The organism is Leifsonia sp. PS1209, from assembly GCF_012317045.1.
GTDB lineage: Bacteria > Actinomycetota > Actinomycetes > Actinomycetales > Microbacteriaceae > Leifsonia.
This window is the reverse complement of sequence record NZ_CP051154.1, coordinates 164,367-179,524: the sequence shown is the minus strand read 5'-3', so window position 1 is coordinate 179,524 and position 15,158 is coordinate 164,367. Positions and strand designations below refer to the sequence as shown.

General features: G+C 69.2%; 13 protein-coding genes. 6 read left to right on the top strand and 7 right to left on the bottom strand.

Annotation, left to right across the window (positions count from 1 at the left end):
- Window positions 1–20 precede the first annotated feature (20 nt).
- The 5 genes from HF024_RS00945 to HF024_RS00925 all read left to right on the top strand — a co-directional run bounded on the left by HF024_RS00945 (window position 21) and on the right by HF024_RS00925 (window position 7,158).
- A complete protein-coding gene (locus HF024_RS00945; RefSeq protein ID WP_247597239.1) occupies window positions 21–629 on the top strand; it encodes a GNAT family protein in 609 nt (202 codons plus the stop codon).
- Window positions 630–725: 96 nt separating this feature from the next.
- Window positions 726–2,114 carry a glycine--tRNA ligase gene (locus tag HF024_RS00940; RefSeq protein WP_085367604.1) on the top strand — a complete coding sequence of 463 codons (1,389 nt, stop codon included), beginning with the start codon at window positions 726–728 and terminating at the stop codon, window positions 2,112–2,114.
- Between the two features lie 91 nt (window positions 2,115–2,205).
- Window positions 2,206–3,492 (top strand): alpha/beta hydrolase-fold protein, encoded by a 1,287-nt coding sequence (locus HF024_RS00935; RefSeq protein ID WP_168688345.1) that lies wholly within the window; start codon window positions 2,206–2,208, stop codon window positions 3,490–3,492.
- Between the two features lie 19 nt (window positions 3,493–3,511).
- On the top strand, window positions 3,512–6,082 hold the full coding sequence (locus HF024_RS00930) for a DUF2156 domain-containing protein (RefSeq protein WP_168688344.1): 2,571 nt from the start codon (window positions 3,512–3,514) through the stop codon (window positions 6,080–6,082).
- Window positions 6,083–6,096: 14 nt separating this feature from the next.
- Entirely contained in the window at window positions 6,097–7,158 is a 1,062-nt protein-coding gene (locus tag HF024_RS00925) for an NAD-dependent epimerase/dehydratase family protein (protein ID WP_210723994.1), read from the top strand.
- Here the strand turns inward: HF024_RS00925 and HF024_RS00920 are convergent.
- From HF024_RS00920 to HF024_RS00890, 7 genes are all read right to left on the bottom strand, one after another.
- Window positions 7,155–8,063, bottom strand: a complete 909-nt coding sequence (locus HF024_RS00920; RefSeq protein WP_168688343.1) for a serine hydrolase — start codon at window positions 8,061–8,063, stop codon at window positions 7,155–7,157. The genes HF024_RS00925 and HF024_RS00920 overlap by 4 nt on opposite strands.
- 156 nt (window positions 8,064–8,219) lie before the next feature.
- The gene (locus HF024_RS00915) at window positions 8,220–10,190 is read right to left on the bottom strand and encodes a M13-type metalloendopeptidase (RefSeq protein ID WP_085367599.1); all 1,971 of its coding nucleotides are present in this window, start codon (window positions 10,188–10,190) and stop codon (window positions 8,220–8,222) included.
- Between the two features lie 9 nt (window positions 10,191–10,199).
- Window positions 10,200–10,607 (bottom strand): hypothetical protein, encoded by a 408-nt coding sequence (locus HF024_RS00910; RefSeq protein ID WP_085367598.1) that lies wholly within the window; start codon window positions 10,605–10,607, stop codon window positions 10,200–10,202.
- Window positions 10,608–10,736: 129 nt separating this feature from the next.
- Window positions 10,737–10,976, bottom strand: coding sequence for a hypothetical protein (locus tag HF024_RS00905; RefSeq protein WP_085367597.1), 240 nt, complete (start codon window positions 10,974–10,976; stop codon window positions 10,737–10,739).
- A 234-nt stretch (window positions 10,977–11,210) separates the two neighbouring features.
- On the bottom strand, window positions 11,211–11,681 hold the full coding sequence (locus HF024_RS00900; RefSeq protein ID WP_168688342.1) for a MarR family transcriptional regulator: 471 nt from the start codon (window positions 11,679–11,681) through the stop codon (window positions 11,211–11,213).
- Window positions 11,682–11,725: 44 nt separating this feature from the next.
- Window positions 11,726–13,438, bottom strand: coding sequence for a hypothetical protein (locus HF024_RS00895; protein ID WP_247597238.1), 1,713 nt, complete (start codon window positions 13,436–13,438; stop codon window positions 11,726–11,728).
- Window positions 13,435–14,358, bottom strand: coding sequence for an ABC transporter ATP-binding protein (locus HF024_RS00890; protein WP_168688341.1), 924 nt, complete (start codon window positions 14,356–14,358; stop codon window positions 13,435–13,437). Before HF024_RS00890 ends, HF024_RS00895 begins: the two co-directional genes overlap by 4 nt.
- Window positions 14,359–14,446: 88 nt before the next feature.
- Here HF024_RS00890 and HF024_RS00885 point away from each other — a divergent pair, with 88 nt between their 5' ends.
- Entirely contained in the window at window positions 14,447–15,112 is a 666-nt protein-coding gene (locus HF024_RS00885) for an SDR family oxidoreductase (RefSeq protein WP_168688340.1), read from the top strand.
- Window positions 15,113–15,158: the final 46 nt, after the last annotated feature.

The following is a 15,158-nucleotide window of genomic DNA, read 5'->3' as shown; positions in this document are numbered from 1 at the left end:
CACAACCACGAGGAGGAACCGTGAGCGAAGCGGCTGACGACCCCCACGGCGCGACAGGGCTGCCGTACTCCGCGGAGGAGCTGCGCACCGAACGGCTGCTGCTGCGCCCGCTCAACACCGGCGACCTCGACGACGTGCACGAGTACCAGAAGCGCAAAGACGTCGTCCGCTACCTCTACTGGGAGGTGCACGACCACGAGGAGTCGGCCAAGCACCTGAAGAAGCGGCTCGCGATGAACCAGCTCTCGGAAGACGGCGACGGCCTGGTCTACGCCGTCGAGCTCCCCGACCCGGAGGGCGGGCATGGCCGGGTGGTCGGCGACATGAGCATCTTCCTCAAGAGCAAGGAGCACGGACAGGTCGAGATCGGCTGGGTGTTCCATCCGGCCGTGCACGGCCGCGGTTACGCGACGGAGGCGGCGGAGCGCGTGCTCGACATCTGCTTCGGCACGCTCGGCGCCCACCGCGTCTTCGCCCAGCTCGACCCCCGCAACGAGGCGTCCGCGCGGCTCTGCGAACGACTCGGGATGCGCCAGGAGGCACTCCTGCGCCAGAACGAGATCTTCAAGGGCGAGTGGGGGGACACCGCGATCTACGGGCTGCTGGACTCGGAGTACCGCGCCCGCTGACCACCGCGCCCCGTGCATCCCGGGCATGGTCGATAGGATTGTCGGGCGGGCCGCGTCCCGGAACACCCCACAACTCGCAGGACACAGGGAGCACCATTGGCTGAACAGTCACGACTCGATTCGGTAATCACGCTGGCGCAGCACCGCGGCTTCGTGTTCCCCTCCGGCGACATCTACGGCGGAACGCGCTCCGCCTGGGACTACGGCCCCCTCGGCGTCGAGCTCAAAGAGAACATCAAGCGCGAGTGGTGGAACGCGTTCGTGCGCGGCCGCGGCGACATGGTCGGCCTCGACTCCGCGATCATCCTGCCGACCGCCGTGTGGGAGGCGTCCGGACACGTCAAGGTGTTCAGCGACCCCCTCACCGAGTCGCTCATCACCCACAAGCGCTACCGCGCGGACCACCTGTTCGAGGCGTACGAGGCGAAGCACGGCCACCCGCCGGAGAACGGCCTCGCAGACATCCCGGACCCCGACCACCCGGACAAGGTGGGCCAGTGGACGGAGATCCGCCAGTTCTCCGGTCTGATGAAGACCTACCTCGGCGTCGTCGACGACGAGTCCGGCGTGCACTACCTCCGCCCGGAGACGGCGCAGGGCATCTTCACCGACTTCGCCGCCGTGCTGCAGACGGCGCGCAAGAAGCCGCCGTTCGGCATCGGCCAGATCGGCAAGGCGTTCCGCAACGAGATCACGCCGGGGAACTTCATCTTCCGCACCCGCGAGTTCGAGCAGATGGAGATCGAGTTCTTCGTCGAGCCCGGCACGGACGAGGAGTGGCAGCAGACCTGGATGGACCTCTGCTGGAACTGGTTCATCGAGCTCGGCATGACTCCGGAGAACATCCGCTGGTTCGAGCACCCCAAAGACAAGCTGGCGCACTACTCGAAGCGCACCGTCGACATCGAGTACAAGTTCAACTTCACCGGCAACGAGTGGGGCGAGCTGATGGGTGTCGCCAACCGCACCGACTACGACCTCAAGACGCACATCGAGAACTCGGGCAAAGACCTGAGCTACTTCGACCAGAACAAGAACGAGCGCTACGTCCCGTATGTGATCGAGCCGTCGTTCGGTCTCACCCGCGCGCTGATGGCGTTCCTGGTCGACGCGTACGACGAGGAGGAGGTGCCGAACGCCAAGGGCAAGACCGACAAGCGCACGGTCCTGCACCTCGACCCGCGCCTCGCGCCGGTGAAGGTCGCCGTGCTCCCGCTCTCCCGCAACGAGGCGCTCTCACCGCTGGCCCGTTCGCTCGCCGACCACCTGCGCAAGCGCCGCAACGTCGACTTCGACGACTCCGGAGCGATCGGCCGCCGCTACCGCCGCCAGGACGAGATCGGCACGCCGCTCTGCGTCACGGTCGACTTCGACTCGCTCGAAGACAACGCCGTCACGGTCCGCGACCGCGACACGATGCAGCAGGAGCGCATCCCGATCGACCAGCTCGACGAATACCTGGCGAAGCGCCTCAAGGAGATCTAGGCGCGCCACGCCCGGCGCCGACCGATGGCCGAGCCGTTCGTGGCACCACTAGGGTGGTGCCACGAACCGCGAGGAGATCGGGAGAGGGGCGATGGACGTCCTCTGGGGCATCCGCATCATCGACGGACCGGTCTACGCGACCTTTCTGGTGGCGAGCGCCGCCTTCGTGCTGTACCTCCTCATCCGGAAGCCGACGCCGCGCTGGATCGTCACCGCACTGCTCGGGATGCTCGGGGGCGCGGTGGTCGCGGTCGCCCTGTTCTTCCTCGTCAACGCTCTCGACGTGTTCGGGACCCCGCTGCCCCGGCAGGTGGCCTTCTGGCTGATGGGCACGTTCGCCGCGCTCGGGCTTGCGCTGGTGAACCTGTGGGCGTCGCACTGGTGGCGCAAGGTGCTCGCGCTGATCGGGATCGTGATCTTCGCCATCACCGGAACCCTCGGCGTGAACGCGTACTACGGCCTCGACCCGACGCTCGGCTCGCTGTTCGGGATAAGCACGGCCGGGAAGATCGACATCGACCAGCCGGTGAACACGTCGGCGCCCGACCCCACGCAGCCGCTGTACGAGACGTGGAAGCCGCCGGCGGACATGCCGAAGAAGGGTCAGCAGGGCAGTCAGGTCATCCCGTCCAGCGGGTTCGACGCCCGGCCGGCTGGCATCTACCTGCCGCCCGCCGCCCTGGTGAAGAACCCGCCACGGCTACCCGTGGTGATCTTCATGATGGGCTACCCGGGCAACCCGGACCCGGAGTACATCGGCGGCGTGCTCGACACGTACGCCGCCGAGCACCAGGGGCTCGCTCCGATCGCGGTCGTCGCCGACCAGATCGGCACGAAGGGCGACCCGGCGTGCGAGGACTCGAGCACGTTCGGCGCGGCGGAGACGTACATCACCAAGGACGTCCCCGCCTGGATCCGGACGCACCTCAACGTGCTCCACTCGCCGGCGGCGTGGACCATCGGCGGGTACTCCAACGGAGGGGCGTGCGCGTTCAAGTACGCGGCCGAGCATCCGGACCAGTACGGCAACCTGCTGGTGGTCTCGGGCGACGAGTACCCCGGCGTCGAGATCCAGCGGCAGACCATCGACCAGGTGTTCGGCGGGAGCACCGCGGCGTTCGACGCGGCCAAGCCGACCTCGATCCTCGCGGCGAACCCCGGACGGTACGCGAACCTGACGGCGGTGTTCACGGTCGGCGGCAACGACCCGACCTTCATCCCCGGCGTGGAACGGAACGCGCAGGCCGCCGAGGCCGCCGGGATGCGCACGACCTACTACGTCGTCCCGGGCGCCGGCCACGTGGTCGACGCGCTCGACGGCGGCCTGACCAAGGACTTCGAGATCCTCTACCCGCTTCTCGGATTGAGCCGACAGTGAGATCGTGACGGAGGAGACCATGAGCACCACCGACACACAGACCACGACAGCCCCGGATGCGCCGGATGCGCGCAGCAGGAAGGGCCGCAGACCGCCCGCGCCGTTCTGGCAGGCGGTCATCCGCTACGCCGGGGTGGCCCCGGCGAGCATCGCGCTCACCCTGATCGTCATCGTCACCTCGATCGTCACCGGCACGATGTGGAGTCCGGCCACCGGCGGAGACCAGACGATGCTGTGGGCGGCGGGCGTCGGCCCGACCATCGACTCCGGATACTGGTGGACGCCGCTGACGGCGCTGTTCGTGCCGGAGGACCCGGCGCAGCTGGTGATCGTCGTCGTGCTCGCGCTCACCCTCCTGGCGACGGCCGAGCGACTCATCGGGACGCTGCGGGCGAGCATCGCCTTCCTCGCCACCGGCGTGGTCGGGATCACACTCGGTGTGCTGCTGCAGTGGTCGGCCGCCTCGTTCGGCGAGATCTGGGCGACGACCACCGAGTTCGACTTCACGCTCGACCCGACCGTCGGCATCATCGGTGCGCTCATCACGGCGAGCGCGTTCGCCTCGGCACTGTGGCGGAGACGCATCCGGTTGCTGACGTTCGCGGTCGTGCTGATGTTCGTGCTCTACAACGGCGACCAGAACAACGTCTTCCGCCTGATCGCTGCCCTGCTCGGCCTGGGCCTCGGAACGCTGCTGCGGCCGGGCACGGTCAAGCGCATCCGGCGCAGCTCCCACGCTGAGACGCGCAACCTGATCGCCGCCCTCGTCGCGATCACCGCCATCGGCCCTCTGGTGGCGCTGCTGCCGCCCGGCGGGTTCGGGCCGCTCTCGTTCGTGAGCGCACTGTTCGAGCACAAGCAGGTGGATGCGCAGACCGTCCTCGCCCAGTGCGACAAGGACTTCACGGCCAACTGCCGCCTCGACCTCGCGCTCGTCTCCGTCGACGGGATCGGCCCACTGCTGCTCAGCCTGCTGCCCCTGGTGCTGCTGATCGTCACCGCCATCGGGCTGCGGCGCGGACGGCGGTTCGCGCTGATCCTCGGCTTCGTGGTCAACGCGGCCATGATCGTGCTGCCGTTCACCGCCCTGCCCGCCGGAAACCTCAGCATCGACGCCAACGACATCGAAGACCTCGCACCGGCCATCGAGCTGCTGTTCTGGGTGGCCGCGGCCTTCATCGTGCCCGTCGCGTCGATCATCCTGCTGATCGTCACTCGCCGACAGTTCCAGATCCGGGCGCCGCGGGCCGCCATCGTGCGGTTCGCGATCATCATCGTCAGCGCGTTCGTGATCCTCGCGATCTCGTACCTGATCGCCGGCCTGGCGTCGCTCACCGAGTTCGTGCCGGACGCGACCATCGGGGAGGTGTTCGCGTCGGCGCTGCGCCGGTTCGTCCCCGCCGGGTTCGAGTCGATCACCGGCACCGTGATCGTTCCGACGTCGGCGTTCGTCAGCATCCTGTACCAGTGGGTGGGGCCGGTGTTCTGGGCGGTGTTCGTGCTCGCGACGCTGCAGCTGTACCGGGCGACGGCGACCGGGCGCACGGTCGGAGACGAGGTGCGCTTCCGCGAGCTGCTCAAGCGCGGAGGCGGAGGAACCCTCGGCTTCATGGGCACCTGGCCGGGCAACGTCTACTGGTTCAGCGAGGACAGGGAGGCGGCCGTCGCGTACCGGGTCATCAACGGCATCGCGATCACCCTCTCCGACCCCGTCTGCGCCCCGGAGCGCGCAGAGCGCACCATCGCCGAGTTCGTCTCGTTCTGCGACGCCAACAGCTGGGTGCCGGTGTTCTACAGCGTGCACGGCGAGTACCTGCCGGTGTTCGACGCGCTGGGCTGGCAGTACATGTCTGTCGGCGAGGAGACCCTGATGCACCCGCAGACCTTCGACATGGCCGGCAAGCCGTGGCAGAAGGTGCGGCAGGCGCACAACCGCGGCATCAAAGAGAACATCACCACCCTGTGGACCACGTGGGATGAGCTTCCGCCCATCCTCGCCACCCAGATCACTGCGATGAGCGAGCAGTGGGTCTCCGAGAAGGAACTCCCGGAGATGGGCTTCACCCTCGGAGCGCTCGAGGAGCTGAAAGACCCGGACGTCGCGCTCTACCTCGCGCTCGATCCGGACGGCGGGCTGCAGGCCATCACCAGCTGGCTGCCCAGCTACCGGGACGGCCGGGTGGTCGGGTACACGATCGACTTCATGCGGCGCGGGGACGCATCCATCCCGGGCATCATGGAGTTCATCATCGCGTCGGCGGCGCTCAGGATGCAGGGAGAGGGCATCGAGGTGCTGAGCCTGTCCGGTGCTCCCCTCGCGACGAAGCCCGTCGTCGACGGAGAGGCTTCGGCGGACCCGACCACGATGGACCGGCTGCTCGGCTTCCTCGGCCGCACGCTCGAACCGGCGTACGGGTTCGCGTCGCTGTTCAAGTTCAAGAGCAAGTTCAACCCGACCTACGAGACGATCTACATGGCTTACCCGGACCCGGTGGCTCTGCCTGCGATCGGGAGCGCGATCGGCAAGGCGTACCTCCCGGATGCGCACGCCCGCGAATACCTGGCGCTCGCCAGGACGCTGATGAAGTGACGTAGGTTGGTGCCATGCAGGCCGACACCACCCGCACCGCCATGATCATCGGAGGCACAGGGCAGATCGGCGCTGCCGCCGCCCGCCGACTCGCCGCCGACGGCTGGTCGGTCCTCGTCGCCCACCGCGGCAGCCACTCCGGCGACGCGGCCCTCGCCGACCTCGACGTCACCACCATTCGCCTCGACCGCGACGACACGGATGCGCTGCTCGCCAAGGCGCGCGGCCACGACCTGGTGCTCGACACGGTGGCGTACGAACCGCGGCACGCCGACCAGCTCGTGCGGCTGGCCGGCGACATCGGCTCGCTCGTCGTCATCTCGACCGGTTCGGTGTACACCGGCAGGAACGGCGGATACCTCGACATCGTGACCGGGCCGGAGGATTTCCCCGACTACCCGATCCCGCTGCGCGAGGACGACGCGACCGTCGACAACCGGAAGCGCACGTACTCGCCGCTCAAGGCGGCGATGGAGCGGCGGCTGCTCGCCGCGGACGACCTGCCGGTGAGCATCTTGCGGCCGGGAGCCATCCACGGCCCGTTCAGCCCGGCGCTCCGCGAATGGTTCTTCATCAAGCGCGCGCTCGACCGCCGCACGCGCGTGGTGCTGTCCGACGACGGAGCCAACCGGTTCAGCACGTCGTCGACCGTGAACATCGCCGAGCTCGTCGCGCTGTGCGCCGAACAGCCGGGTCACCGCATCCTGAACGCGGTCGACGACGACAACCTGAGCGTCGCGGAGATCGCGCAGACCGTGTTCGCCGCTCTCGACAGGGAGGTCGAGATCGTCACCTTCCCCGGACCGCCGGTGGACGGGTTGGGCTCGACGCCGTGGACGGTCGCGCATCCACTGGTCCTGAGCATGGCACTGGCGACGGTCGAGCTGGGCTACCGCGCTCCGGTGACCTATGCGGAGTCGGTGCGCGCGGCGATCGACTGGGCCGTGCGCGAGGCGCACGCGGCGGAGCGCCGCGACGAGAGCTGGGAGGCGGTGTTCCCCGCGCTCGCGGACCGGGCAGCGGCCGACGGGTGGTTCGACTACGCGGCGGAGGATGCGTTCCTCGGCGGACGCTAGAAGACGTACTCCAGCAGGTCGGCGCCGACGGTGCGCATCCCGTCGATGACCGAGAGGCGGGAGGCGAGACTCGCGTCGTCGAAGTACATCGACACCGCGTACGTGACGCCGGCGCGGGGCCCGCGGAGCACGCCGACCTCGCTGCGGACGCCGTGGTCCACTCCGGTCTTGTTGACGAGCAGGATGCCGTGCTCGGAGGTGCGGTGGGCGTGCGGGTCGAGGCCGAACGCGCTCGACACCAGCGAGAAGTCGCTGTTCAGCGACAGCCAGGAGATGACGCGCTGGCTGGTGGGGGCGTCGACGATCTCGCCGCGGGCGAGGGAGGAGAACAGCCAGGTGAGCTCGTTCGCACTGCCGACGGAGAGCTGAGGCGCGTCGTCCGGGCCCCGGTGGTCGCGGACCAGGTCGAGCAGGGCGGTGCGGGTGAGGCCGAGCGCCTCGGTGCGGGCGCTCACGGCCTCCAGGCCGACACGGCGCAGCAGGACGTTCGTGGCCAGGTTGTCGCTGGTGGCCCCGACGAGCGCGGCCAGGTCGGCCACCGGAAGCGCGGGTGCCGCGAGGTGCTGCCAGATGCCGGAGTTGCCCACCGCATCCTGCGGGGAGCGGTCGAGCAGGGCGAGCGGGCTCAGCTCGCCGGACTGCAGGCGGGCCGCCACCTCGACCAGCAGCAGCACCTTGCCGATGCTCGCGGTCGGCATGACGACGTGGTCGTCGACGGAGAACAGCACGGCGCCGGTGGTCAGGTCGGTCGCGCGCGCGGACACTTGCACGCCGCTGAGCGCCAGCTGACCCAGGGAGGAGAATCCTCGGCTGAAATCCTCCGGCGTCACCGCCCCCCGATGCCGGCCGCGCCGAGGCGATGCATGCCTGCTGCGGCGTTCGGAATCCTGGGTCTGGATCGTCACGGGGATGGGTGGTCCTTCGTCCGAGTCTGGTCTTTCGGGTGCGGTCCCCCCGGATCCGCGTACGTGCGCCCGGTGGGTTCGCCCGGCACAACACGCTCGATGTTACCCCGCGAAGAGGGGGCGGCGCTCACCCTCTTCGCGGGGTATCGAGACGGGCTACCAGATGGTGACGCGCTCCTCCGGCGCGAGCCACAGGGCGTCGCCCTCCGACACGCCGAACGCCTCGTAGAAGTCGTCGATGTTGCGGACGATCTGGTTGCAGCGGAACTCGTTCGGCGAGTGCGGGTCGATCGCCAGCAGACGGATGACCTCCTCGTCGCGGCCCTTCTGCTGCCAGGCCTGCGCCCAGCTGAGGAAGAACCGTTCGGCGCCGGTCAGGCCGTCGACCACGGGAGGCTCCTCGCCGTTCAGCGACAGCAGGTAGGCCTTCCAGGCGATGCCGAGACCGCCCAGGTCGCCGATGTTCTCGCCGATGGTGAGTGCGCCGTTCACGTGATGGTCGGGCACCTGCGCGGGAGCGAGCGCGTTGTACTGCTCGATCAGGCTGCTGGTGCGTTCCTCGAAGGCCGCGCGGTCCGCCGCCGTCCACCAGTCCTGCAGGCGGCCGTCTCCGTCGAACTTGGAGCCCTGGTCGTCGAAGCCGTGGCCGATCTCGTGCCCGATGACCGCGCCGATCGCGCCGTAGTTGGCCGCAGCATCCCGCGTCTCGTCGAAGAACGGGAACTGCAGGATGGCCGCCGGGAACACGATCTCGTTGAAGCCGGGGTTGTAGTAGGCGTTGATGGTCTGCGGCGTCATGAACCACTCATCGCGGTCCAGCGGCTTGCCGATCTTGCCCAGCTCGCGGTTGAACTCGAACAGGCTCGCAGCGCGCACGTTGGCGACCAGGTCGGTCGGGTCGACCGTGAGCGCCGAGTAGTCGCGCCACTTCACCGGGTACCCGATCTTCGGCGTGAACTTCTCCAGCTTGTCGAGCGCGCGGTCGCGGGTCTCCTCGCCCATCCACTCGAGGGTCCGGATGCTCTGGCGGTACGCCTCGATGAGGTTGGCGACCAGCGCATCCATCGCCTGCTTGGCGGTGGGCGGGAAGTGCTTGTCGACGTAGATGCGGCCGACGGCCTCCCCCATCGCGCCCTCGACGAGCGAGACGCCGCGCTTCCAGCGCGCACGCATCTGCGGGGTGCCGGTGAGGGTGCGGCCGTAGAAGTCGAAGTTCGCCTCGACGAAATCGCCGGACAGGTACGGGGCGGCTCCGTGGATGATCTGCCAGGCCAGCCAGTCCTTCCACGACTCGAGGCGCTCCTCGGTGAGGAGCCCGGCGAGGCCCGCGGTGAACGACGGCTGCCGCAGCACGACCTCCGCGAGGGCGCCCTCCGGTGCACCCAGCGCCTTCTCCCAGATGCTGAGGTCGGCGCCGTCCGCGGCGTCGCCGGCGAAGAGGGAGGCGGCGTCCGCCCAGTCGTACAGGTTGTACGTCTTCTCCGAGTCGCGCGACTTCACGTTGTCCCAGTGCTGCGCGGCGATCTCCTTCTCCAGGTCGAACACGCGCTGCGCACGCTCCGGCGCATCCTGGAACCCGGCGAGCTCGAACATGCGCTGGATGTGAGAGACGAACGCCTCCCTGATCGGCGCGAAGGTGTCTTCACGGAAGTACGACTCGTCCGGCAGCGAGATGCCGGACTGCTCGACGAACACGAGGTAGCGCTCCGGGTTGCCCGGATCGTTGTCGACGAACAGCTGGTAGAAGCCGGCGAGGCCGTGACGCTCCAGTTTGCCGATGGTCTCCAGGAGGCTCGGGATGCTGTCCACATCGCTCGCGAGCGCCAGCTGGCTCTCGATCGGCTTCGTGCCGAGGGCTTCGATGCGGTCCTCGTCCATGAAGCTGGCGAAGAGGTCGCCGAATTTACGCTCCTCCGTGCCCTCCTGTGCATCCTGGGCCGCTTCGATGATCTCGCGGACGGCCGATTCGGCCTCCTCCGCCAGGATCATGAAGGAGCCCCAGCGCGCCTTGTCCGCTGGGATCTCGGTGCGGGAGATCCATTTGCCGTTCACGTGCCGGAACAGGTCGTCCTGCGGCCGGACGGCGGGATCGAGTTCAGAGGTTTCGATGCCGGAAGTCAGGGTCATTCCGCCAGCCTACGGGGTTCGCGGCGCGGTGCCGAGAGCCCTGAGCCGGACGAACGTGGTGAGGAACAGCGCGGCGAGCACGAGCTCGACCAGAACGGACACGGTGCCGGATGCGCTGCCGAAGCCGACCACCGACAGCACGAGGTTGACGAGGGCGACCAGCAGGTAGCCGGCGCCGAGCACACCGCTGAGCAGCGGGCGCGCCGTCATGCGCCACCACGGGCGCGCGGCGGCCACCGGCTCGCCCGGCCCGCGGAAGACGCGGCTGACGAGATACCACCCGATGAGCTGCAGGATCGACACGGCGATGGAGCCGGGCTCCCAGCGCAGCGCGTTGAGGGCGAGCGCCAGCACCGCGTTGATCGCGAGCAACACGACCACGACGACGGTCTTCTGCACGGGTGTGGTGAAACGCATGGTCCAGCCAGCATCCCACCCGGCCACGCCGCGCCGCCCCGCGACGCGCGTGGCCCCCGGCGAGATGCCAGTATCTGTTGCCGACACGCCGCGCGGCGGCGCAGCTATTGGCGTCTCGCGGCGCGCGGCTCAGCCGAGGACGCGGATGGGGAAGGCGGTCAGCGCGCTGGACGGGATGGGCGCGAACAGGTCGCGGTGCCAGAGGCCGTCGTTGTGGCGGACGAGGATGTCGCCGCGGCCGTCCTGCTCCGGGTACGGGGCGAGGATGCGGCTGCCGGCGGGCAGGGAGTCGAGCTCGGACGGAGTCCAGGCTTCGGCGATGGGGTCGTGGGAATCGAAACGGATCCCGAGTGTGGTTGTCGTTGACATAGCTGTACTTCTTTCAAAGCGTGTGGGTGACCCGCCTCCGTCACGCGTCGACGCGTGACGTCCGCGACCGGCGCTCGGGATGAGCTGCCTCGCGATGGGGCGGTGGCGGACAGGTGGTCCGCGGTGGGAACGGCGCGTCTTCGGGGCGACGATGAGAGGAGCGTCAAGCCGACCGAAACGGTGTGTTCCGCATCCAGTGTAGCCGATCCAGTGGGAAACCGTGCTGGGAGGCACTCAGGAACGGGACGCGCGGACCTGTTCCCACTCGTCGATGAGCTCGGGCAGGCGGCCCTCCAGGAAGCGGTAGAAGCCCGCCATGTCGCGGAGGCGCTCGGTGGCCAGGGAGTCAGGATCGTCGACGGCGGCGATGCCGGCGTCGGCCTGGCCGGCGAGCACCGCATAGACCGGCGACTGCCGCACCATCGACGCGTACCAGTCGCTCGGCAGCTCGTAGCGGTCGCGGCGGCTGCCGGTCTGGGAGACACGTCGGATGATGCCGATGGTCTGCAGATACCTGACCGCCCCGGAGATGCCTGCCGGGCTCGCGGACAGGCGTTCGGCGAGTTCGGAGGCGGTCATCCCCTGCTGCTCGGTGACGGTGAGAGCCATCAGGACGCGCGCGGGCATCTTCGGGAATCCGGCGGCTGTGAGCACCGAGGCGGCGTGCTCGAGCACATCGTTGAGGGCCCGCTCGTCTCTCGCCACCCGCCTATCCTTTCATTTCCGTGCGCCGCACCACCCGCGCCGCATCACCCGATCGCGAAATCCCGACGACGGATGAGCACGGCGGCGCCGGCCGTCGCGACCACCGCGATTCCGAGCATCCAGTAGCCGCCCGTCCAGTCCGGGGTGCCGACCACCACGGGCGAGTGGGCGAACGGCGACAGGTCGTGCACCCAGGTCGGCAGGCCGATCAGGCCGCCGAAGATGCCGATGAACGCTCCGAGGCCGAGCAGCGTCCAGCCGAGCGGGATGGTCCAGGAGGGCAGCACCACGAACACCAGCGCGAGCACACCCAGGTAGACGAGCGCGACCGGCAGCTGGGCGGCCGCTGCGGCGAACGAGCTGTTGACGGTCGAGGCATCCTCCCCCGCGGAGACGGCAGCGAGTCCGGATGCGATGGCCGCGGCGAGCAGCACCAGCACGATCGCGATCACCCCCACCAGCAGGAACTGCAGCAGCCAGCGCACCCGAGACAGCGGCGTCGACATCAGCACCTCGGCCGCTCCTCCCGCCTCCTCCTGCCGCAGCCGGATGACCGCCTGGGTGGCGCAGGCCGCTGCGAGCACTCCGACGATGGAGAAGATCGCCGAGATGAAGATCTGGGTCATCGGCCCCGAGCCTCCCGCGCCGATCTGGCCGACGGCCTTGCGGATGTTGCCGAGGCTCGGGTCGTTGGCGATCGACGTGCTGACCACGCTGCCCAGCGCACCGGCGAGCAGCCCGGTGAACAGACCGCCGACGGTCCAGCCGAGGATGGTCGGCCACTGCAGGCGCCAGGCGAGGCCCAGCGGTCCGGCGAGCGTCGCCCGCGCATCCCGTCGTCCCGCCCGCTCCGGGATGAGGCCGGCACCGCTGTCGCGCACCGACTGCAGCGCGAACACCACCGCCATGAGCACCACCGCGAGACCGAGTTGCAGCAGCAGCGGACGCCAGTCGTTCGCACCGTACGGGTCGAACTGCTCCCCCCAGCCGATCGGGCTGAGCCAGGTGGGCCAGGCGCTCACCAGATGGCTGCCGTCCCCGGTGATCGTGCCGGAGGCGTCGCCGATGCCGCGCAGCAGGTACGCGAGCACGACCACCGCGGAGGCGAAGCCGTTGGCGCCGCGCGAGGTCATCATCAGCTGCGCGAGCAGCAGGCCGACCGCGAGGAACGCGATCCCTGCGCCGCCGACCGCTGCTCCGGCGGCGAACGACCCGGAGGCCGGCAGCCCGGCCGCGATGAATCCGAGACCGGTCGCGACGGCGAGCAGCACGTTCGCGAGCACGCCGTGGATGAGCGTGGCGACCGTCGGCAGGATGCGCGCAGCAGGAGTCGACGCGATCAGCTCCGCTCTGCCCGATTCCTCCTCCGCGCGCGAGTGCCGCACGGCGAGGAAGGTCGACATCAGGCCGGCCAGCAGCGCGAGGAACGTGAAGATCTCGAAGAACGTCACGGCGGCGAGCCCCGTGCCCTGCGGGAGCCCGCGCAGCATCAGGACGGCCGGGTTGGCGATGGCGAGCTGCATCAGCTCCGCGCGGCTTTTCGCATCCCCGTACGTGTTGCTGATGCTCGCGGCGGAGAACAGCGCAAGGAGCGCGATGCCGAGAATCCAGATGACCAGCTGCCAGCGGTCGCGCCGGATGCGCTGCCGCAGCAGCACGGCGAGCGTGCGACCCGTGCTCTGGTCGCGGCGGGCGGCCGAGTCTCGGTGCGTCGCCGGCCCGGCTGGACGACTCGTGGACTGCGTTGCGGTGGTCATCGTTCGTTCGCCCCCGCGAGCTCGTCGCCGTAGTGGCGCAGGAACAGCTCCTCCAGCGACGGAGGGGCGACGGTGAGGCCCTGGGTGTCCAGCTCGGCGAGCGCGGAGAGTACGCCGGAGAGCTTGTCGGAGTCCGCGGTGAAGCGCACCCGCCCATCGGAGGTGTGCAGGTCGTGGGCGTTCGGGATGCGCGCGAGTTGCGCATCCGTGATCCCGTCCGCCACGAAGGAGACCTCGGTGCGGGTCAGGTGCCGCAGTTCGGAGAGCGTGCCGGACTCCACGGTCCTGCCCGCCCGGATGATGCTGACCCTGTCGCAGAGCTGCTCCACCTCGGAGAGGATGTGACTCGACAACAGCACCGTGGCGCCGTCGCCGGCCACCCGCGCGATCTCGCTGTTGAAGGTGGCCTCCATCAGCGGGTCGAGGCCGCTGGTCGGCTCGTCCAGGATGTAGAGGTCTGCCGGGGTGGCGAACGCCGCGACGAGCGCGACCTTCTGCCGGTTGCCCTTGGAGTACGCGCGGCCCTTCTTGGTGGGGTCGAGCTGGAAGACGTCGATCAGGCGCTTCTTGCGCTCGGCGTACACGGCCTTGTCCGCGGTGCCTCCGCGCAGCCGGGCGAGCAGGTCGATGGCCTCTCCTCCGGACAGGTTGGGCCAGAGGCTCACATCGCCTGGGACGTATGCGATGCGCCGGTGCAGGTCGACGGCGTCCTTCCACGGCTCCCGGCCGAACAGGGTGGCGCGACCGCCGCTGGCCTTGGCCAGACCGAGCAGGATGCGGATCGTGGTGGACTTCCCCGCGCCGTTCGGCCCGAGGAAACCGTGCACCTCGCCCGCGGAGACGGAGAGGTCGAGACCGTCGAGTGCGCGCACCCGGCCGAACCGCTTTTCGAGGCCGACGGCCTCAATGACTGTGTCCATGAGCGATGACTTTACGCTTGTTTCAGTAATTTCCGAATATTCCTAACGGAATCTTTACGGGGAGGCGCCTGTGCCATATGGTCGGTCCGTGCCTCTCGCTCTCATCACCGGAGCGGCGCGGGCCGACAGCATCGCTGCCGGGATCGTGCCGCGGCTGCGCAGCGACGGCTGGGAGGTCGTCACCAGCGATCTCGCCGACGTCGACTACCCGTGCGATCTGTCGACCGCCACGGGACCGGGCGAGCTGATCGCCGCCGTCACGGCGGAGCGCGGTCCGATCGGGGCGCTCATCCTGAGCCACGCCCACGACGTCGAGTCCGGAATCCTCGACACCACGGCCGAGAGCTTCGACAGGCACGTGGCGATCAACACCAGGGCGAGCCTCCTGCTGATCGCGGCGTTCGCGCGCCAGGTCGCGCCGGGCGGCGGCGCCATCGTCGCGCTGACCAGCGACCACACCACGGGCAACCTGCCGTACGGCGCATCCAAAGGGGCGCTCGACCGCATCGTCATCTCGGCGGCGCGCGAGCTCGGCCCGCTCGGCATCTCCGCCAACGCCGTCAATCCGGGGCCCATCGACACGGGCTGGATGAGCGACGAGCTCCGGGCGACCCTCACCCCCGCGCATCCACTCGGCCGCCTGGGCACACCGGCCGACATCGCCGCCGTCGTGTCCTTCCTCGTCTCCGACGAAGGACGGTGGGTCTCCGGGCAGCTCCTGCACACCGACGGCGGGTTCTCCGCCCGGTTCTGAACGGGAGACGGAACGGTGGCGGGGTGGCAGCCGGTGCGGTTCGGTA

Bases quoted from the DNA above. Each gene is read 5' to 3' on its own strand.
- HF024_RS00935 (WP_168688345.1), top strand. From the start codon at position 2,206: ATGGACGTCCTCTGGGGCATCCGCATCATCGACGGACCGGTCTACGCG.
- HF024_RS00930 (WP_168688344.1), top strand. From the start codon at position 3,512: ATGAGCACCACCGACACACAGACCACGACAGCCCCGGATGCGCCGGAT.
- HF024_RS00925 (WP_210723994.1), top strand. From the start codon at position 6,097: ATGCAGGCCGACACCACCCGCACCGCCATGATCATCGGAGGCACAGGG.
- HF024_RS00915 (WP_085367599.1), bottom strand. From the start codon at position 10,190: ATGACCCTGACTTCCGGCATCGAAACCTCTGAACTCGATCCCGCCGTC.
- HF024_RS00910 (WP_085367598.1), bottom strand. From the start codon at position 10,607: ATGCGTTTCACCACACCCGTGCAGAAGACCGTCGTCGTGGTCGTGTTG.
- HF024_RS00905 (WP_085367597.1), bottom strand. From the start codon at position 10,976: ATGTCAACGACAACCACACTCGGGATCCGTTTCGATTCCCACGACCCC.
- HF024_RS00895 (WP_247597238.1), bottom strand. From the start codon at position 13,438: ATGACCACCGCAACGCAGTCCACGAGTCGTCCAGCCGGGCCGGCGACG.
- HF024_RS00890 (WP_168688341.1), bottom strand. From the start codon at position 14,358: ATGGACACAGTCATTGAGGCCGTCGGCCTCGAAAAGCGGTTCGGCCGG.